A 19061-nucleotide genomic window follows, 5' to 3' on the forward strand; every position below is an offset into this window, starting at 1 on the left:
CGGTGTGAGGCCGGGTCCGACGGCACCGTGCACAGGTCGCGCGAACGCGACCTTCTCCGCGAACCCGTAGGAAGGTCTGAAGCGGGCACAATGCCCTGACCAGGAGTTTCTACCACAGGGATCACCCGGGTGAAAGAGGACGACGGCGTCCTGGCCGGCCCCTCGACACCTTCGCGGCACCTGCGTGGGAGCCTCGGGTTAAGGTCCTGGCCATGAGTGCCGACCCCCTGCTGCGCACGGACGCCTCGCCCTCCGGCGAGCGTTCCGTCCCCGACCCGCACCGCTGGCTCGAGGAGGTCTCGGGCGACGAAGCGCTCGCGTGGGTGCGGGCACGCAACGACGAGGCGCACGCCGCGCTCGGCGGCGGCGACCTCGATGCGACCGAGGCCGCTCTGCGAGAGGTCCTCGACTCGGACGACCGCATCCCCGACGTCTCGCGCATCGGGGACCACCTGTACAACTTCTGGCGCGACACCGAGCACGAGCGCGGCCTGTGGCGGCGGACCAGCCTCGACTCCTACCGCACCGACGACCCGCGGTGGGAGACGGTGCTGGACCTCGACGAGCTCGCCGCGGCGGAGGACGAGTCGTGGGTGTGGCACGGGGCCTCGGTGCTGCGCCCCGCACCCGAGCAGCTCGCCGCGGGCGAGCCCTGGCGCCGTGCGCTGGTGGACCTGTCCCCCGGGGGCTCGGACGCCGACGTCACGCGCGAGTTCGACCTCGTCGAGAAGCGGTTCGTCCCGGCGTCCGAGGGCGGCTTCCACCGCCCGCTGGCCAAGGGCGGGCTGTCCTGGGCCGACGAGGACACCGTCTACGTGTTCACCGACTTCGGCCCGGGCACGACCACTCCGTCCGGCTACCCGCGGATCGTCAAGCTGTGGCGCCGGGGCACCCCGCTCGAGGACGCCCGCACCGTCTACGAGGGCACCGACGAGGACATGTACATCATGGGACGGCGGTCCCGTACGCCCGGTTTCGAGCGGGACGTCGTCCGCCGGTCGATCGCCTTCTACCGCTCCGAGACCTACCTGGTGAACGCCGTCGGCACGCCGGAGCAGGAGCTGGTGCGCATCGACGCGCCCGAGTCGGCCGAGGTCGGGCTGCACCGCGAGTGGCTCCTGGTCGAGCTGCGCGAGGACTGGACCGTGGCGGGTCGCACCTACGCAGGGGGCTCGCTGCTCGCGGCAGCCGCGGACGACTTCCTCGCCGGGTCGCGCGACCTGACCGTCCTCTTCGCCCCGACACCCTCCACCTCCCTCGTCGGGGCCACCTGGACGCGGCACCACCTGGTGCTCAACGTCCTCGACGACGTGAAGAACGAACTGCACGTCCTCACGCCGCCCGACCTCGAGGCAGGGGCGGACACGGCCGACGGGTGGGTGCGGTCCGAGCTCCCCGTCGACGGCGAGCTCCTGACCGTCGGCGTGCGCGCCGTCTCCCCCGTGGACAGCGACGACGTGTGGGTGACCAGCAGCGGCTACCTCTCCCCGTCCACCCTCGCGCTCGCCACCGTCGTCGGCCCCGGGACGGACCCGGCCGCACCGGAGCCGCTGAAGTCCGCGCCCGCCTTCTTCGACGCGTCCGGGATGGTCGCCGAGCAGCACTTCGCGACGTCCGACGACGGCACCCGCGTGCCCTACTTCGTGGTGGGTGCCGCGGAGCTCGTCCGGCCGAGCGACCCGGCGGCGCCCGGGGCCGCCCCGACGCTGCTGTACGGCTACGGCGGTTTCGAGATCCCGCTCCTGCCCGGCTACTCCGGGACCGCCGGCCGGGCCTGGCTCGCACGGGGCGGGGTCCACGTCGTGGCGAACATCCGCGGCGGCGGGGAGTACGGCCCGCGCTGGCACCAGGCCGCCCTGCGGGAGAACCGGCACCGGGCCTACGAGGACCTCGCCGCCGTCGCCCGGGACCTGGTGGCCCGCGGCATCACCACGCACGAGCACCTCGGTGTGCAGGGCGGGTCCAACGGCGGGCTGCTCGCCGGCAACATGCTCACGCAGTACCCCGACCTGTTCGGCGCCGTCGTGATCCAGGTGCCGCTGCTCGACATGCAGCGGTACTCCCACCTGCTCGCCGGCGCCTCGTGGGTGGCCGAGTACGGCGACCCCGACGTCCCCGAGGACTGGGAGTTCCTGCAGACCTTCTCGCCGTACCACCTGTTCGACGCGGACCGCGAGTACCCGCCGGTGCTGCTCACCACCTCGACCAAGGACGACCGCGTCCACCCGGGGCACGCGCGCAAGATGGCGGCGAAGATGCTGGCCGCCGGCCAGGACGTCACCTACTACGAGAACATCGAGGGCGGTCACGGCGGCGCGGCCAACAACGCCCAGGCCGCGCACATGTCGGCGCTCGCCTGGACGTTCCTGCGTGCGCGGCTCGCCTGACGGGACCGACGGCCGAGGGCCGGGCCGACGACCGCCGGCACGACGGGCTCACACCGCGGCGCGCTCCGCCAAGGACTCCGCGACCCGGCCCAGGTTGGCCAGTCCCGCCCGGTGGTCGTCGACGGCCGCCGGCGTCGAACGCGGGGCCGTGAGCAGCGTGAGCGACTCCAGCCCGGCGGCAGGCAGCCCGACCCGACGCCACGGCTCGGCGACGAGCCGGACCAGCTCGCCGAGCTGCGGGCCCGCGCACTGGGACACGGCAGCCGGCGGCAGACCGGCCCACAGCGCCACCTCGCGCTCCGTCGCGCGGGCGACGAGCTCCCACGCGCGTTCGTTCCAGCCGTCAGGACCCACCTGCGCCAGGTCCAGGCCGATCGCGTCGGCGCCGGCCAGCACCGCCGGCGGGATGCCCACCCAGGTGCCGCCGAGGTGCACCACGACCGTGGCGCCGGCGTCGTGCAGGGCCTCGATCACGGGACGCAGGCCCTCGACGACGCCGGGCCCGTCCACGCCGCGGATCCTCGAGTAGCCGGAGAAGGTGGGCAGCACGCCCGCGTGCACCTGTCCCAGCAGCGGCTCGGAGAGCTGCACGACGACCTCCGCGCCGGGCACCTGGTCACGGACGTCGGCCACGTGCTCCGCCAGGCCGGTCGCCAGCCCGAGCGCGAGATCCGCGCGTGCGCCGGTGTCGGCGAGGACCCGGTCACCGCGCGCCGACCACAGCTCCGCGGCCAGCGTCCAGGGCCCCGTCACCTCGACCGTCAGCGGGCCCGCGTAGCCGTGGGCCGCGACGGCGAGCGCACCCAGGTCCTCGCGGAGCAGGGCACGGGCACGTCGCTCGTCCACCCCCGGACGGTCGGCGAGCTTCCAGCCGTGCGGTCCCAGCTCGATCGCCGTCTCGGCCAGGAGGATCGCGGTACGTCCCGTGGACCCGGCACCCGGCCCGCGCTCCGTGAGCTGAGCGAGGAACGGCACGGCGCCGACGCCGGTCGGCAGCTCCGCCAGGTCGTCGACGACCGTCTGCTGGGCCACCAGCACGTCGCGCTCGCCACCCGGCCACGGCCCGTGGCCGCTGACGGCGGTCATGCGGGCACCGTCCCGCCCGGCACACCGGTCGTGACCGGCGCGTCGCGCCATGCCCGCGACACGGTCGCCTGGCCCAGCACCCGGGTCCCGCGGTAGGCCACGACGGACTGCCCCGCCGCGATGCCGCGGAGCTCCTCGCCGAGCCGGAGCTCGAGACCGTCCGCGCCGCCGTCGGCCCCCGGGACCGCCCGTACCTGCGCCGGGACGGCCCGGCCGTGCGCCCGCACCTGGACCTCGCAGTCCGTCCAGTCCGTCGCCGCCGGGGCGAACCAGACCGCCCGGTCCCCCGCGATCCGGTCCACGCTCAGGAGCTCCGCCGGACCGACGACGACGGTGTTCGAGCCGGTGTCGACGTCGACGACGTAGCGTGCTCGTCCGTCCGGGGCCGGTCGGCCCAGCCCGAGACCCTTGCGCTGCCCGACCGTGTACGCGTAGGCGCCCTGGTGCTCGCCCACCACGTTGCCGTCGGTGTCGCGCACCTCGCCCGGCTGCGCGCCGAGGCGCGAGCGCAGGAAGCCGCGGGTGTCGCCGTCGGCGACGAAGCAGATGTCGTAGGAGTCGGGCTTGGCGCTCACGGAGAGGCCACGGCGCTCCGCCTCGGCACGTACCTCGTCCTTCGAGGCGAAACCACCGAGCGGGAACATCGCCCGGTCCAGGCGCTCCGGGCCCATCACGGCCAGCACGTAGGACTGGTCCTTGGCGTCGTTCGGCGACCGGTGCAGCTCACGCGTCACGGTCCCGTCGGGAGCCTCCTGGGCCTCCACGCGGGCGTAGTGGCCGGTCGCGACGGCGTCGAAGCCCAGCGCGGTGGCTTTGTCCAGCAACGCCTCGAACTTGATGTGCTCGTTGCAGCGCACGCACGGGTTCGGGGTGCGGCCCGCCGAGTACTCCGACAGGAAGTCGGCGACCACCGTCTCCTCGAACGTCTCGGACAGGTCCCACACGTAGTAGGGGATGCCGAGCACGTCCGCGGCGCGGCGCGCGTCGCCCGCGTCCTCGATGGAGCAGCAGCCGCGCGAACCGGTGCGGAACTGGTCACGGTTGCGGCTCAGGGCCATGTGCACCCCGACGACGTCGTGCCCCGCCTCGACGGCGAGCGCCGCGGCGACGGCGGAGTCCACCCCGCCGGACATGGCAGCGAGCACCCTCATGCGACACCTCCGGACAGCGGGCGGGCGGCGACCAGACCGGCGGCCCTCGCGCGATCGGCCACCTGGGGCAGCGCCGCCAGGAGCCGGGTGACGTCGTCGTGCGTCGACGTGGCACCGAGGGAGAAGCGCAGCGCGCCGCGGGCGTCCGTCTCGCTGACGCCCATGGCCAGCAGCACATGACTCGGCTGCGGTACCCCCGCCTGGCAGGCCGACCCCGTGGAGGCCTGGACGCCGGCGGAGTCCAGCAGGTACAGCAGGGAGTCCCCCTCGGCGCCCGGGAACGTGAAGTGCGCGTTGGCGGGCAGCCGGGCCGGAGCGCCCGACGGTGTTGTGGCGTGCGGGTCGGGCCCCCGCAGGACGGCGTCGGGCACCACGCGGCGGACCCCCGCCACGAGCTCGTCGCGCAGCGCGCCCAGGGTGGCGGCGCGCTCCTCGCGCGCGGCGGCCGCCTCGCCGAGGGCGACGGCGAAAGCACGGATCGCCGCCGCGTCGAGCGTCCCGGAACGGACGCCGCGTTCCTGCCCGCCACCGTGGGACACGGCCTCGAGGGGCAGGTCGCGCCGGGCGAGCAGCGCCCCGACGCCGACCGGTCCGCCGAGCTTGTGGCCGGTCACGGTCAGCGCGTCGACACCCGAGGCGGCGAAGTCGACCTCGACCTGACCCACCGCCTGGACGGCGTCCGTGTGCACCGGCACGCCGTACCGGTGCGCGATCCGGACCACCTCACGGACGGGCTGGACCGTCCCGACCTCGTTGTTCGCCCACATCACGGAGACCAGCGCGACCTCGTCCGCGTGCGCGGCCAGCTCGGCGCGCAGGGCCTCCAGGTCGACCAGGCCCTCGCCGTCCACCGGCAGGAGGGTGATCTCGGCACCCGCGTGGCCGGCCAGCCAGAAGGCCGGGTCGAGCACCGCGTGGTGCTCCACGGCGGAGACCAGCACGCGGGTGCGCCGAGCGTCCTGGCTGCGCCGACCCCAGAAGATGCCCTTGATCGCCAGGTTGTCGGACTCGGTGCCGCCACCGGTGAAGATCACCTCGCTGGGCCGGGCGCCGAGCGCCGCGGCGACCGACTCCCGCGACTCCTCGACCGTGCGGCGGGCGGCACGGCCAGCCGAGTGCAGGGACGAGGCGTTGCCGGTCCGCCCCGCCTCGGCGACGAAGGCCTCGAGCGCCGCCGCGGACATAGGTGTCGTGGCGGCGTGGTCGAGGTAGGCAGCCGGGGCCTCGGAGGATGTCACGGTCACCAAGTCTACGAACCACGGCGCGGTGGTTTCTCATCCCGCCGAGGTAGTGCGGGGTTGCGCGAGGTAGTAGCGCTCGCGCCGAGGTAGTAGGGCTTGTGCCGAGGTAGCGCGGGGCGGTTCGTGTGCCGCCGGGTGGCGGGTCCCGTGCACGGTCGCGTTCACGGGCGCAGGGCGCCCTCCACTTCGGGACTGACGACCGTGCACGGGACCCGACACCCGGCTTCGACGTTCCCGCCCGGCGCGACCTCACGCAAGGCGGCCCTACCTCGCGCGGCGCGCTACTACGTCGGCGGGTGGGGCACTACCTCGGCGGACGACCCACTACCTCGGTGCGAGCGGCACTACCTCGGCGGGTGGGGCACTTCCTCGGCGGGGGTACGACCCCCGGGTCCGGGGGTCGTACCGCGTCGGGGTTTCCCGACGGTCAGTCTCGCCCGCCGCGGAACTGCTCGCCGGCGCGGGGGTTGTAGGACGCCCGGTTGTCCGAGCCCTTGCCCCGGCCGCCACGACCGCCCGGGAAGGGACCCGGCCCGTCGTGCCGGTCGCGCCCGTTCCCGCGACCCTTGCCCTTGCCGTGGCCCTTGCCCGGGTGCTCGTCCGCGACGTCGCTCCGGTAGACCTGGATCGTCGACGGCCGGGGGCCGCGCCAGGCACCGGCCGGCACCTCCTCGCCCTCCTCCAGGTAGTCCGGGAAGTACGACGTCTGCGCCCCCCAGGTGCCGTCGTCGCCCGGGTGCTGGACGTTGACGTACGCCATGGAGTCGCGGACGTCCACCAGCGGGCCGCAGGTCTCGGCGCGGCGCGGCACGGAGAGGAACTGCTCCACGCGCCCCCGACGACGCCCGTCCAGGGTGACCTTGAACAGCCCGTCGGCCTTCTGGATCGACGACGGCTGACCGTCGGTGGAGATCCACAGGTTCCCGTCGGTGTCGAACGCGAGGTTGTCCGGGCAGGAGATCGGCGAGACCTTCTCGGCCGGGTAGCCCGAGAAGTAGGTCGAGTCGTCGACCTCCGGGTCGCCGGCGACGAGGAGCAGGTTCCAGGTGAACGTGGTGGCCGTCTGGTCGCCGCCGTCCTCGATGATCTCCACCACGTGCCCGTGGCGGTTGGAGCTGCGCGGGTTCGCCTCGTCGGCCGGCGCGTTCGACCCGACCCCACGGTTCGAGTTGTTGGTGCAGGCGACGTAGACCCGACCGGTGAACGGGTTGGGCTCGACGTCCTCCGGCCGGTCCATCTTCGTCGCGCCGAGCGCGTCGGCCGCGACGCGCGTGAAGACCAGCACCTCGGCGAGCGACATGCCGTCCACCTGCGACTCGCCGTCGAGCACCAGCGGGAGCCACTCACCGGTGCCGTCGAAGGAGCCGTCGGAGGGCACCGCGCCGGTGCCGTCGATCTCGGAGGCCGGCGAGTCGCCCGTGAAGCGGGCCACGTAGAGGTCGCCCTCGCTGAGCAGCGTCTTGTTGTGCTCGCGTGCCCAGCGGCTGTTGCCCTTGCGCATGCGCTCGGCGGAGACGAACTTGTAGACGTAGTCGAACCGCTCGTCGTCGCCCATGTAGACCACCGCGCGGTCGTCGTCGGACATGATGACGTTCGCGCCCTCGTGCTTGAGGCGGCCCAGCGCGGTGTGCTTGACGGGCGCGGCGTCCGGGTCGTACGGGTCGAGCTCGACGACCCAGCCGAAGCGGCGGTTCTCGTTCTCGTAGCCGGCGTTGTTGCCGTCGAACCGCGGCTCGTCGAGCTCCCAGCCGTAACCGGTCGGGGCGTTGCGCAGGCCGTAGCGGGCGTCGCGCGGGTCGGCGCCGTCCACCCGCAGGTAGCCGTGGAAGTTCTCCTCGCCCGAGACGACGGTGCCCCACGGGGTGGTCCCGCCGGCGCAGTTGTTCAGCGTGCCGAGGACACGCGTCCCGGTCGGGTCCGCGACCGTCCTCAGCAGGTCGTCACCGGCCGCGGGACCGTCGATCTCGAACTCGGTACCGATGTGGATCCGGCGGTTCAGCCGTGCGATGCGGTCGTACTCCCAGGGCGTGCCCTCCCGGTCGCGCCGCAGCTCGACCACCGACATGCCGTGGGCGGCGCGCTCGATCGCACGGCGCGTGGCGGCGTCGTACGACGCGTCGAACATGATGTCGGGGTTCGTGTACTCGTGGTTGGACACGAGCACGCCGCGCCGACCACGACGGGTCTCGACCATGGACCGGATGTGCTTCGGGTCCTCGGGCAGGATGTCGAGGTAGTCGCAGTTGTAGCCGAACTGTCGCGCCTGCTGCTCCGGGCTCTGGCGGGCCGGGTCGAACGCGCGGCCGCCGGGCAGGATCGGGTCGCCCCAGCGGATGATCGGCGACCACTCGTAGCCCTCCGGCACGACGAACTGGTCGTTCTCCATCGGCTGCGCGGCGATGGCACCGAAGGCGAGGCCCTTGCCGCGTCCTCGACCGCCGGCCGCGGCCGGCTCGGCACCGAGGACCTCGGCACCCACGACGACGGCGGCCGCGGCGGCCGCGACACCGCCCAGCATGACGCGACGGCTCAGGGCCCGGGACGCGACGTCGCGGAAGTACTCGTTGGCGCTGCGGTTCGGCGCGGGGTGCGCGCAGGCGTCGGCGCACTTGTAGCGGCACGTCGCGGCGGCGCGCTTGCCGCGCGCGTAGTGCGGGGCCACCGTGACGGGCAGCTGGGGGCGGGACTCGGGGGCGATCGTCATCGGGCACTCCAGGATCGGGACCGGGGGGTCGTGCCCGACGCTAGGAACGGTCCGTGGCGCGACGGCATCACCCGGCCGACCGCACGGTGAACAACCGATGACCTGCAGGTGGGGCGCGGCAGGACGCTCCTGTGGAGCGTCAGCCGAGCGACCCGACCCACTCGCTGGAGCCGTCGGTGAAGCCCTGCTCCTTCCAGATCGGCACCTCGGCCTTGAGCTCCTCGATCAGGTCGCTCGCGCAGGTGAACGCGGCCTGCCGGTGGCCCGAGGCGACGGCCACGACGACGGCGACGTCCCCGATCGCGAGGTCGCCCACCCGGTGCACGACGGCGGCACGCACGGTGTCCCCGGTCGACGCGGCGGTGCGCCGGGCCACCCGGTCGGCGACCGCGGCCAGCACGGCGGCGGCGTCGGGGTGGGACTCGTAGTGCAGCGCGGTCACGCCGCGCCCGTCGTCGTGGTCGCGCACGTGGCCGGCGAACGTCGCGACGGCCCCGCACGCGTCGTCGCGCACCAGCACCGCCAACCGGGCCAGGGCGTCCTCGATCGGGCCGTCGACCACGTCGGCCGCCAGCACGGTCGCCTCGCCTCCCGGGGCACGGTCGGGGTGGGCGTCCCGGCGGGTGTGATCACCCCCGTGGAGCTGGTCGACGGCGTGCGGCAGGACGTCCGCGAGCGCGTCGAGCCCGTCGACGACGCCTCCGACGGAACCGGGCAGGTTGACGATCAGCGTGGATCCGGCGACGCCCGCGGTCGCCCGGGACAGCGCCGCGCCGGGCACGGTGCGCTTCGTGGGGTCGGTGGGCGTCAGGGACCGGGCCCGGACCAGCTCGGCGATACCGGCCACCTCGCGCTCGAGGACGGCGCGCGTCGCCTCGGGAGTGGCGTCCGACGGCGCGAGCCCCGTCCCACCCGAGGTGACGATCACGTCCGGGGCGCCGTCGGACGCCGCGAGCAGGTCGAGCAGCGCCGCACGGACGGGCTCGCCGTCGGGCACCACGCGGACCGGGAGGACCTCCCAGCCGCGGTCGGCGAACCACGCGGTGGCCGCCGGGCCGGAGCGGTCCGCGTAGGCCCCGGCAGCCGCACGGTCGGAGGCGACGACGACGGCGGCCCTCACGGGCGTTCCTCGTCCCGCACCCAGTCGCCGGACTTCCCGCCGGACTTGGCGACCACCTCGATGTCGGTGAGGACGGCGGCCTTGTCGACCGCCTTGATCATGTCGTAGAGCGTCAGGCCCGCGACGGTGACAGCGGTGAGCGCTTCCATCTCGACGCCGGTGCGTCCGGTGGTGCGGACGGTCGCGGTGACCTCGACGGTGCCCGAGCCGGCGCCGTCGGGCGTGACGTCGATCTCGACGCCGGACAGCGGCAGCGGGTGGCACAGCGGTACGAGGTCCGGCGTGCGCTTGGCGCCCATGATCCCGGCGATGCGGGCGGTGGCGATCGCCTCGCCCTTGGGCAGGTCGCCGGACGCGATCTGCTCGACGACGTCGGGCCGGGTGCGCAGCACGCCGCGGGCGGTGGCCTGGCGCTTCGTGACGTCCTTGGCGGTGACGTCGACCATGTGGGCGGCGCCGTCGTCGCGGTAGTGGGACAGGTCGCTCATCGGATCTCCCAGTAGTCGACGTCGTCGCCCTCGTCGAGGTGCGCGACGCCGGGTGGTACGTGCACGAGGAGCGTAGCCGCCGCGAGGTGGGCCAGGAGGTGCGATCCCGGGCCGCCGACCATCTCGACGCGGCCGTCGGCGTCGAGTCGGCCGCGGCGCACCTGGTGCAGGTGCGCGGGCGAGTCCACGGGCTCCGCCAGCGGGCCACGGCCGCGTGGCCGGAGCGTGGGCCCGGCCCCGGTGGCCGTGGCGAGGACCGGCCGCAGGAACAGCTCGAAGGACACCAGCGCGCTGACGGGGTTGCCGGGGAACGCGACGAGCGGCACCTCGCGGCGGGCCTCGACGGGCCCGACGGCGATCGTGCCCAGGCCCTGCGGCCCCCCGGGCTGGACGGCGACGTGCCCGAACCACGCGTCCGTGAGGGTCTGGCGGACCACCTCGTACGCTCCGGCGGAGACCCCGCCGCTGGTGACCACGAGCGCGACGTCCTCGGGCGCGTCCATCAGGACGGCGCGCAGCGCTGCCGGGTCGTCCGGCACGACGCGGTGCGTGGTGCGCACCCCCACCTGCGCGAGCGCCGCCGTGAGCATGGCCCCGTTGGCGTCGTAGAGCTGCGCCGGGCCGAGGGGCTCGCCGGCGGCGACGAGCTCGGACCCCGTGGAGATCAGCAGCACGTGCGGCGGTTCGGCGACGTCGACCTCGGTGACGCCCGCCGCGACGAGGACCCCGAGCTGGGCCGGCCCGAGCGGGGTGCCCGCGGGGACGACGACGTCCCCGGCGGCGACGTCGGACCCCGCGCGGCGCACGAAGGCGCCGGGCGCGACAGGCGTGCTGAACCGGACCGTCGCGTCGGCACCCGGCTCGGGGAAGGCGGGCGGGTCGGCGTCCTCGATCTTCACGACGGCGTCGGCGCCGTCGGGGATCGGGGCGCCGGTCATCACCGGTGCCGCAGCCCCCGGTCCGAGCGGCGAGGGCTGCGTGCCGGCCGGGACCGGCGCCGTGACGGGCAGCTCGACCGGGTCCGACGGCGTCGCCCCGGCGAGGTCCGCGGCCCGGACCGCGTAGCCGTCCATCTGGGAGTTGTCGAAACCGGGCAGGTGGGTGGCCGCAGCCGCGTCGGTCACCAGGACCCGAGGCCCGGAGGCAGCGTCTCGCGCCGCGGACAGCACCGCCGACGGGGCGACGCTCAGCGTGCGCCGCGCCGACGCCAGCGCTGGTCCGACGAGCGTGGCCAGCGCTCGCGCATGGTCGGCCAGGGGGCGTCGGCTCGACTCGTGGTCCACACCGGGCAGCCTACGTCCGTCCCCGACCGCATCGGGCCACGATGATCGGGTCGTGGCCGCCCGTCCTGCCTCAGGCTGGGTGCTGAAGGGAGACACCGTGATCACCGAGCTCAACCGCCTGGTCGACGCCGTCGAGGACAGCCTGTCCGACGGCCTCGACGTCGCGCGGCTCGCCGCGTCGCTCGGCACCACCGAGTACCACCTGCGCCGGATGTTCTCGTCGTTGGCGGGCATGCCGCTGTCCGAGTACGTGCGCCGTCGCCGGATGACACGCGCGGCGACCGACGTCGTCGCCGGTGACCCGATCCTCGACGTGGCGGTGCGCTACGGGTACGGCTCGGCCGAGGCGTTCGGGCGGGCGTTCCGCAGCGTGCACGGCACCCGCCCCGCCGACGTGCGCCGGCACGGTGGCCCCCTTCGGTCACAACCACAGCTCAGGTTCCGCCTGACCGTCGAAGGGAGCTCCGCCATGGACACCCGCCTCACCGATCGTCCCGCCCTCCGCCTCGTGGGACACGCGACACGTGTCCCGCTCGTCCACCACGGGGTGAACCCGCACATCCAGGCGCACATCGCCTCCCTGCCCCCGTCCGAGCACGCTCGCCTCACGTCGCTCGGGAACGGCGAGCCGGCGGGCCTGCTGCAGGTCAGCGCCGACGTCGACCCGGACTACACCGAGGGCAGCGAGCTCACCTACCTGCACGGCGTCGCGCTCGACGCCGCCACCACGCCGCCGGACGACCTCGACGTCATCGAGGTGCCGGCCGGCACCTGGGTCGTCTTCCGCAGCTCCGGCCCGTACCCGGCAGCCCTCCAGGAGACGTACGCGGCGTCGGCGACGGAGTGGTTCCCGTCCAACCCGTGGCGGCTGCGCCCGGGTCCGTCGATCGTGGCGGTGCTCGACCGCGCGGAGGACTTCAGCACGGCGACGACCGAGGTCTGGATGCCCGTCGAACGCGCCTGACGCGCTACACCTTCCCATGCCGCATCTGCGCGCCTAGTATCGACTGCATGCCGCAGATGAGGATCAGTGAGGCCGCGGTCTACCTCGGCGTCAGCGACGACACCGTCCGACGCTGGGTGGACCGCGGGCTGCTGACGGCCGACCGCGACGACTCCGGCCGCCAGGTCGTCGACGGCTACGAGGTGGCGATGGTCGCCCGCGAGCACGCCACCCCGCCCGGCCTCCCCCACGGCATGAGGAGCTCGGCCCGCAACCGGTTCGTCGGGCTGGTCACCGACCTCACGGTCGACACCGTGATGGCGCAGGTCGAGCTGCAGTGCGGGCCGTTCCGGGTCGTGTCGCTCATGAGCAGCGAGGCCGTCCGGGACCTGGGGCTCGAGCGCGGCTCGGTGGCGGTCGCCACCATCAAGTCGACGAACGTCGTCGTCGAGGCACCGGAGCGGGGCGAGCGATGACGGCACGCGCCCGCCGCACGGCCCGGGTCACCGCCGCGCTGCTCGCGGCGACGAGCGTCGCTGCCGGGCTGGCCGGCTGCGGCCCGGGCCCCGTGGCGGCGGACGGCACCACCCTGACCGTCTTCGCCGCGGCGTCCCTGACCGAGGCCTTCGAGCAGGTCGCCGACGACTTCGAGGCGGACCACCCCGGCGTCGACGTCCGGCTCAGCCTCGCGGGCTCGTCCAGCCTGGTCGCGCAGATCCAGCAGGGCGCTCCGGCGGACGTGTTCGCGTCCGCGGACACGACGACCATGGACGAGCTCGTCGCCGACGACCTCGTGGGCACCCCGCAGGACTTCGCGACCAACACCCTGCAGATCGCCGTCCCGCCCGGCAACCCTGCCGGCGTCGCCTCCCTGCAGGACCTGGCCGCACCCGGCCTCCGACTGGTCGTGTGCGCCCCGCAGGTGCCCTGCGGCGCCGCCACGGCCGCCACCGTCGACGGTGCGGGAATCGCGCTCCAGCCCGTCAGCGAGGAGCAGAGCGTCACCGACGTCCTGGGCAAGGTGACCGCCGGCGAGGCCGACGCCGGGCTCGTCTACGTCACCGACGTCGCCCGCGCCGGCGACCAGGTCGACGGCATCCCGTTCGCCGAGTCCGACGCCGCGGTGAACACCTATCCGATCGCCACCGTGACCGACACCGACCAGCCCGAGCTGGCCCGGGAGTTCGTCGACGCCGTCCTCTCCCCCGAGGGGCAGGCCGTGCTCGCCGGTCTCGGGTTCGCCGCGCCATGACCACCTGGACCAGCACCCCCGCCCTCGGCACGAGTCGCCGCACCGGCCGCGACCCGGCCGTGGTCCCCGGCGGGCTCCCCCGCTGGGCGTTCGTGCCCGCTGCCCTCGGCGGCCTGTTCGTGGTGCTGCCGCTGGTCGCGATGGGCACCCGCGTCGACTGGACGAACTACTGGGGGCTGATCACCAGCGAGTCCGCGCGCGCCGCCCTGGCCCTCAGCCTGCAGACCGCCGCGACGAGCACCGTCGTGTGCCTGGTCCTCGGCATCCCCCTGGCCCTCGTGCTGGCGCGCGGCCGGCTCCCCGGTCAGAGCCTGCTGCGCTCCCTGGTGCTGGTGCCGCTGGTGCTGCCGCCCGTGGTCGGCGGTGTCGCGCTGCTGTCCACGTTCGGTCGCCGCGGCCTGCTCGGGGAGTCGATGGAGGTGCTCGGCCTCCAGATCGCGTTCTCCACGACGGCGGTGGTGCTGGCGCAGAGCTTCGTCGCGCTGCCGTTCCTCGTCGTCAGCCTCGAGGGAGCGTTGCGCACGGCCGGCGAGCGCTACGAGGTCGTCGCTGCCGGGCTCGGCGCCGGCCCCACCACGGTGCTGCGCCGGGTCACCCTGCCGTTGGTGTGGCCGGGCCTGCTCTCCGGCACCGTCCTGTCCTTCGCGCGGGCGCTCGGCGAGTTCGGGGCCACCATCACCTTCGCGGGCAGCCTGCAGGGTGTCACCCGGACGCTGCCGCTGGAGGTCTACCTGCAGCGGGAGTCCGACCCCGACGCCGCCGTGGCGCTGTCCCTGCTGCTGGTGGCCGTCGCCGTCGTCGTGATCGCCGCGACGCACCACCGGGGCCCGTCGCGATGACGTTCGAGCTGACCGCGACCGTGCCGTCACGCGGCGTCGACGTCCGCCTCGACGTCGCCGCGGGCCGCACCCTGGCGCTGCTCGGCCCGAACGGCGCCGGCAAGTCCACCGCGCTGGGGCTCGCTGCCGGGACGTTGCGCCCGCACGACGGCGACATCACGCTGGACGGCCGCACCCTCGCCCGGGCACGGGGCGGGCGACGCACGGCATGGGTCGCCGCGCACCGCCGGCGGGTGGCGCTGCTGGCCCAGGACCCGATGCTGTTCCCGCACCTGAGCGTCCGCGACAACGTCGCCTTCGGACCGCGCGCGCAGGGCCGTTCGCGGCGGGCGGCCGCCACCGCGGCCAAGGGGTGGCTGGACGCGACCGGGCTGGGTGACCTCGCCGACCGTCGTCCGGCCGCGCTGTCCGGCGGCCAGGCCCAGCGCATCGCGATCGCGCGCGCCCTGGCGGCCCGGCCGCGGCTCCTGCTCCTCGACGAGCCGATGGCGGCACTCGACGTCGACGTCACGCCCCAGCTGCGCCAGACGCTCCAGCACCTCCTCGCCGAGCAGACCACCGTCCTCGCCACCCACGACGTCCTGGACGCGCTGCTGCTCGCGGACGAGGTCGCCGTCGTCGACGGCGGTCGCGTCGTCGAGCGGGGGCCGACGGCGGAGGTCCTGTCCCGGCCGCGCAGCGCGTTCGCGGCGTCGATCGCGGGCCTCAACCTCCTGACCGGGACGTGGACCGGAGACGGTGTCGCCACCGCGACCGGCGAGGTGGTGCACGGGCACGCCACGCACCCCGAGGTGCCGCTCGGCACCGCGATGACCGCCGTCTTCCGCCCCGCCGCCGTCGCGCTGCACCTGGCCGACCCGCACGGGTCCCCGCGGAACACCTTCCGCGGGACGGTGCGGACCGTCGAGCCGCGCGGTGACCTGCTGCGGGTGCGCACCGAGCGCCTCGCCGCCGACGTCACCCCGCAGGCCGTCGCCGAGCTGTCCCTCGTGCCCGGGCGTTCCGTCGTCGCCACCGTCAAGGCCGCCGAGGTCGACGTGTACCGTCGCTGACGACAGCGAGCAACCAGGAACGAGGCACCCGCATGACGTCGGCAGCCGACCACGACGCCTACCTCGCTGCGGCGCCCGAGCACTTCCAGCCTGCTCTGCGACGGCTGCGCACGCTGTTGTCCCGCACCCTGCCGGAGGCGGACGAGATCGTGGCGTACCAGATGCCGGGGTTCAGGATCGACGGCACGGTCGTCGCGAGCTATGCGGCGTTCAGCAAGCAGTGCGGGCTCTACCTGCTCCCCGGCGCCCTGACCGCGCACTCCGAGGAGATCGCGGCCGCCGGCTTCCGGGCGACCAAGACCGGCATCACCTTCTCGCCGCGGAGACCGATCCCGGACGACCTCGTCGAACGGCTGGCGCGGGCGTCGCGAGGGGAGGCCCCGGGGGGGGGTGAGGACGAGATGACCTCGCACGCACGGCGGAGACCTCGCCCTAGCTGGAGACGTCCGCCGTGGTGAACCGGCTCCACGCGAGGGCACCGAAGACCGCGACCCAGGCGGCCTGCACGGCGAGGCCCGCGAACAGGGTCGAGGCGTCGACCTCCAGCCGGAGGAACTCGCCGAAGTCCAACCAGTGGTGGGTGAGCAGCGCGGGGTGGATCGCGGAGAGCTGCGGCAGCGCGTCGAGCACCCCGCTGACGATGGCCACGACCACGGTCGCCGCCATCGCCGCGACGGGGACCTCGGTCAGCGTCGAGAGGAAGAGCCCGACCGCCACGAGACCCGTGAGCGACGCGACGACGTAGCCGACCACGCCGAGGGTGCGCAGCATCCCCTCGGCGAGCGGGATCGTGTCCCCGGACAGCAGGACCACGTCCCCCACGCCGAAGAACGCCGCCCCGGCCACCAGGCCCACCCCGGCGATGGCGGTGACGGCGGCCGCGGCGTACGCCAGGGCGGCCACCGCCTTGACGAGCAGCAGGCGCGTCCGCGGGACGGGCACCACCAGCAGGTAGCGCAGGGTGCCCGCCGACGCCTCCCCCGCCACGGCGTCACCGGAGACGATCGAGACGCACAGCGGTAGCAGGAAAGGCAGGCAGCTCACCAGGGCCGCGAACACGAGGAACACGCCGTTGCCTGTCACGCGGTCCAGGAACGGCGGTCCCTGCCCGGCCACGGGCGTGTCCTGGGTGACGAAGAGGACGGTGCCGATCAGCAGCGGGACGGCAGCCAGGCCCACGAGGAGCACGATGTTGCGCACGCGGCCGAACACCAGGCGCAGCTCGCTGCCCAGCAGCCGCGCCGTCGCCCGTGCGGACGACACCGGCGGGCCGGCCGGCGGGGAGTCAACGAGCGACATCGAAACCCTCCCCCGTCAGGCGGACGAACACGTCCTCCAGCGTAGGCCGACGGACCTCCAGGCCGAGCAGGTCGATGCCGTCGCCGACCACCGCCTGGGCGACCTTCTCGACCGCCACGCTGCCCAGCGGGGCGGCGACGACCTCCCCGTCGGCCCGCGCGCCGTCCAGACCGAGGCCCGACAGCACGCGCACGGCATGCGCGCGCTGGTCCGGGCGTGTCATGACCCGCACCTCGGTGGTCCCCTCGTCGGCGATCTCCTCCCGCGGGCCCTGGGCGAGCAGCGTGCCGCGGCTCATGATCCCGACGTGCGAGCACACCTGCTCGATCTCGCTCAGCAGGTGCGACGAGACGAGGACGGTGGCGCCGGCGTCGGCGACCTCGCGCACCAGGGCCCGCACCTCGCGCGTGCCCTGCGGGTCGAGCCCGTTGGTGGGTTCGTCGAGCAGCAGCAGGTCGCGCGGACGCAGGAGCGCCGCCGCGAGCCCCAGGCGCTGCTTCATGCCCAACGAGTACTGCCGGTAGCGCTTGCCCGCGGCAGCTGTGAGGCCGACCCGCTCGAGCGCGGCGCCGATCCGCCGGGTGCGCGAGCCGGGGGCGGAGGTCGGGTCCGCGGCGTCCAGGCGCCGCAGGTTCGCCTCCCCGGAGAGGTAGGGATGGAAGGCCGGGCCTTCCACGAGCGCCCCGACCCGGGGCAGCACCTCCGCGCCTCCACCGGGCATCGCCGTGCCGAGCAGCTCGACCGACCCTGCCGTGGGCGACACGAGCCCGAGGAGCATCCGGATCGTCGTCGTCTTGCCCGAGCCGTTCGGCCCGAGGAACCCGTAGACCGCGCCCCGCGGGACAAGCAGGTCGACGCCGTCGACGCCGACCTGCCCGGACCGGAAGCGCTTCGTCAGACCACGGGTGCGGACCGCGGCGCCCTCGGCATCGCCGGCGCCCTCAGCATCCCCGGCGTCGCCCTCGGCACCGCTCATCCGGCGAGCTCCTCGAGCGTGGCCGGCGGCACCGCACCCGCCAGGACCCGGCCGTCGTCGGTCACCAGCACGGACAGCAGCGCGGAGGTGAGGAGCCGGCCGCCGTCGACCTCGGTGGTGAGCTGCTCGTAGAGGGCCTGCGTGTCGAGCTCCGGCAGGCCCGGCAGCTCGCCGTCCTCGGACTCCGTGAGCTCCTCGAACAGGTCGTCGGCGCCGCTCGACCCGGTGCTGCCCTCGGGCAGCCGGCCCTCGGACGTCGCGCCGAGGATCTCGTCCACGTCGACGTCGGAGAGCTCGACGACGGTCTCCCAGCCGGTGCCGGAGACCGCGACCCCCGCGTCCTTGCCGAGCGCGTCGCTGCTCGGCTGCTCGAGGGTCCCCGGCTCCGGGAGGGGAACCTCGACCTCGCGCACGTCGGCACCCGCCGGGGCGGAGAAGTCGAACACGCTGAGGTCGGGGGCGTCGAACGAGACGTCGGTGAAGCCGACCTCGATCGCCGGGGACTCGGCGTCCTGGACGCTCCAGACCTGGGTGCGCAGCGGCACGGAGGTCTCGGCGTCGACCGCGACCAGCACCCGGTCCACCAGGGTGCCGTCCGTCTGCGGGCGCATCTCGAGCTGGTAGGCCGCGCGCCCGGCCACCTCGACCGGCTCCGTCGTGGTGACGTCCGTCGTGGTGCGGGCGTAGGCGAGAGCCAGCCCCGCCGCCTCGGAGGGCGTCGGCACGTCGCCGTCCACCGGCGGCTCGGCACCCTCCTGGGCCAGCGCCTCGTAGCGCTCCAGGTCCGCAGGGTCGACGACGTAGTGCACCGCCTCGTCGTCGGCGCTCGAGTAGGTCCACGCCTCCGGGCCGTCCCGGACCACCGAGTACTCCGAGACCTCGCCGAGCAGGGCGGCCCGCGACGAGTCCTCGCCGTCGGACCAGACGCGGACCGTCGAGCTGCCCCCGAGCAGGTCGAGCGGGCCGGCCCCCTGGATCTCGGAGACGGTGACGTCCGGCAGGCCGAGTCGAGCCGTGTAGACGACGGTCCCGGAGACAGGGACCTTCTCGGCGACGGCGAGCCGCTCGACGAGCTCGTCGGCGGTGACGGCGGGGAGCTCGTCGCTCGCCACGGCCCCCATCGTGGCGGGGACGGCGAACGCGGCGGCGACGGCGCCGGCGACGACGGCGGGGACCGCCCACCGGGCCCGGGGAGAGAGACTGCGCGTGGTGTCCATGGGATCACTGTGGCCGACCACAC

General features: G+C 74.5%; 17 protein-coding genes. 7 read left to right on the top strand and 10 right to left on the bottom strand.

The genetic code is table 11. The annotated features are described in order from the left end of the window. Nucleotides 1–212: 212 nt before the first annotated feature. Nucleotides 213–2387, top strand: coding sequence for a prolyl oligopeptidase family serine peptidase (locus tag BCL65_RS13205; protein WP_106268783.1), 2175 nt, complete (start codon nt 213–215; stop codon nt 2385–2387). 48 nt (nt 2388–2435) lie between these two features. On the opposite strand, the gene BCL65_RS13210 is transcribed toward BCL65_RS13205, so the two are convergent. From BCL65_RS13210 to BCL65_RS13240, 7 genes are all read right to left on the bottom strand, one after another. Beyond that, nucleotides 2436–3473 (bottom strand): hypothetical protein, encoded by a 1038-nt coding sequence (locus BCL65_RS13210; protein ID WP_106269051.1) that lies wholly within the window; start codon nt 3471–3473, stop codon nt 2436–2438. After that, a complete protein-coding gene (gene mnmA / locus BCL65_RS13215; RefSeq protein WP_106268785.1) occupies nt 3470–4624 on the bottom strand; it encodes a tRNA 2-thiouridine(34) synthase MnmA in 1155 nt (384 codons plus the stop codon). Before mnmA ends, BCL65_RS13210 begins: the two co-directional genes overlap by 4 nt. Then, entirely contained in the window at nt 4621–5868 is a 1248-nt protein-coding gene (locus BCL65_RS13220) for a cysteine desulfurase family protein (RefSeq protein ID WP_106268787.1), read from the bottom strand. The genes mnmA and BCL65_RS13220 overlap by 4 nt, the downstream gene beginning before the upstream one ends. 424 nt (nt 5869–6292) lie before the next feature. Then, the gene (locus tag BCL65_RS13225) at nt 6293–8569 is read right to left on the bottom strand and encodes a PhoX family protein (RefSeq protein ID WP_106268789.1); all 2277 of its coding nucleotides are present in this window, start codon (nt 8567–8569) and stop codon (nt 6293–6295) included. A 139-nt stretch (nt 8570–8708) separates the two neighbouring features. Next, nucleotides 8709–9689 carry a molybdenum cofactor biosynthesis protein MoaE gene (locus BCL65_RS13230; protein WP_243401045.1) on the bottom strand — a complete coding sequence of 327 codons (981 nt, stop codon included), beginning with the start codon at nt 9687–9689 and terminating at the stop codon, nt 8709–8711. After that, nucleotides 9686–10177: a cyclic pyranopterin monophosphate synthase MoaC gene (moaC, locus tag BCL65_RS13235; RefSeq protein ID WP_106268790.1), complete on the bottom strand. Its 492-nt coding sequence runs from the start codon at nt 10175–10177 to the stop codon at nt 9686–9688. The genes BCL65_RS13230 and moaC overlap by 4 nt, the downstream gene beginning before the upstream one ends. Beyond that, nucleotides 10174–11460, bottom strand: a complete 1287-nt coding sequence (locus BCL65_RS13240; RefSeq protein WP_243401046.1) for a molybdopterin molybdotransferase MoeA — start codon at nt 11458–11460, stop codon at nt 10174–10176. Before BCL65_RS13240 ends, moaC begins: the two co-directional genes overlap by 4 nt. 97 nt (nt 11461–11557) lie before the next feature. On the opposite strand from BCL65_RS13240, the gene BCL65_RS13245 reads away from it, so the two are divergent. From BCL65_RS13245 to BCL65_RS13270, 6 genes are read left to right on the top strand one after another with little or no spacing between them, the layout of a single operon-like run. After that, entirely contained in the window at nt 11558–12424 is an 867-nt protein-coding gene (locus BCL65_RS13245; RefSeq protein ID WP_165800024.1) for an AraC family transcriptional regulator, read from the top strand. Nucleotides 12425–12471: 47 nt separating this feature from the next. After that, nucleotides 12472–12879 (top strand): TOBE domain-containing protein, encoded by a 408-nt coding sequence (locus BCL65_RS13250; protein WP_106268792.1) that lies wholly within the window; start codon nt 12472–12474, stop codon nt 12877–12879. Beyond that, complete coding sequence (gene modA, locus BCL65_RS13255; RefSeq protein WP_106268794.1) at nt 12876–13655, top strand: molybdate ABC transporter substrate-binding protein; 780 nt, start codon at nt 12876–12878, stop codon at nt 13653–13655. Before BCL65_RS13250 ends, modA begins: the two co-directional genes overlap by 4 nt. Then, nucleotides 13652–14494, top strand: coding sequence for an ABC transporter permease (locus BCL65_RS13260; RefSeq protein ID WP_106268796.1), 843 nt, complete (start codon nt 13652–13654; stop codon nt 14492–14494). Before modA ends, BCL65_RS13260 begins: the two co-directional genes overlap by 4 nt. Further along, complete coding sequence (locus BCL65_RS13265; protein ID WP_106268798.1) at nt 14491–15546, top strand: sulfate/molybdate ABC transporter ATP-binding protein; 1056 nt, start codon at nt 14491–14493, stop codon at nt 15544–15546. Before BCL65_RS13260 ends, BCL65_RS13265 begins: the two co-directional genes overlap by 4 nt. 32 nt (nt 15547–15578) lie before the next feature. After that, complete coding sequence (locus BCL65_RS13270; protein ID WP_106268800.1) at nt 15579–16004, top strand: iron chaperone; 426 nt, start codon at nt 15579–15581, stop codon at nt 16002–16004. Here the strand turns inward: BCL65_RS13270 and BCL65_RS13275 are convergent. Genes BCL65_RS13275 through BCL65_RS13285 form a run of 3 tightly spaced genes read right to left on the bottom strand, consistent with a single transcriptional unit; the run spans nt 15979 to nt 19038 of the window. Beyond that, a complete protein-coding gene (locus tag BCL65_RS13275) occupies nt 15979–16845 on the bottom strand; it encodes an ABC transporter permease (RefSeq protein ID WP_106268802.1) in 867 nt (288 codons plus the stop codon). The two genes, BCL65_RS13270 and BCL65_RS13275, sit on opposite strands and share 26 nt — an antisense overlap. Continuing rightward, entirely contained in the window at nt 16832–17821 is a 990-nt protein-coding gene (locus tag BCL65_RS13280) for an ABC transporter ATP-binding protein (protein WP_106268804.1), read from the bottom strand. Before BCL65_RS13280 ends, BCL65_RS13275 begins: the two co-directional genes overlap by 14 nt. Continuing rightward, the gene (locus BCL65_RS13285; protein WP_106268806.1) at nt 17818–19038 is read right to left on the bottom strand and encodes a LolA family protein; all 1221 of its coding nucleotides are present in this window, start codon (nt 19036–19038) and stop codon (nt 17818–17820) included. Before BCL65_RS13285 ends, BCL65_RS13280 begins: the two co-directional genes overlap by 4 nt. Nucleotides 19039–19061: the final 23 nt, after the last annotated feature.

Origin of the sequence: Isoptericola halotolerans (assembly GCF_003003075.1) — a bacterium.
GTDB lineage: Bacteria > Actinomycetota > Actinomycetes > Actinomycetales > Cellulomonadaceae > Isoptericola > Isoptericola halotolerans_A.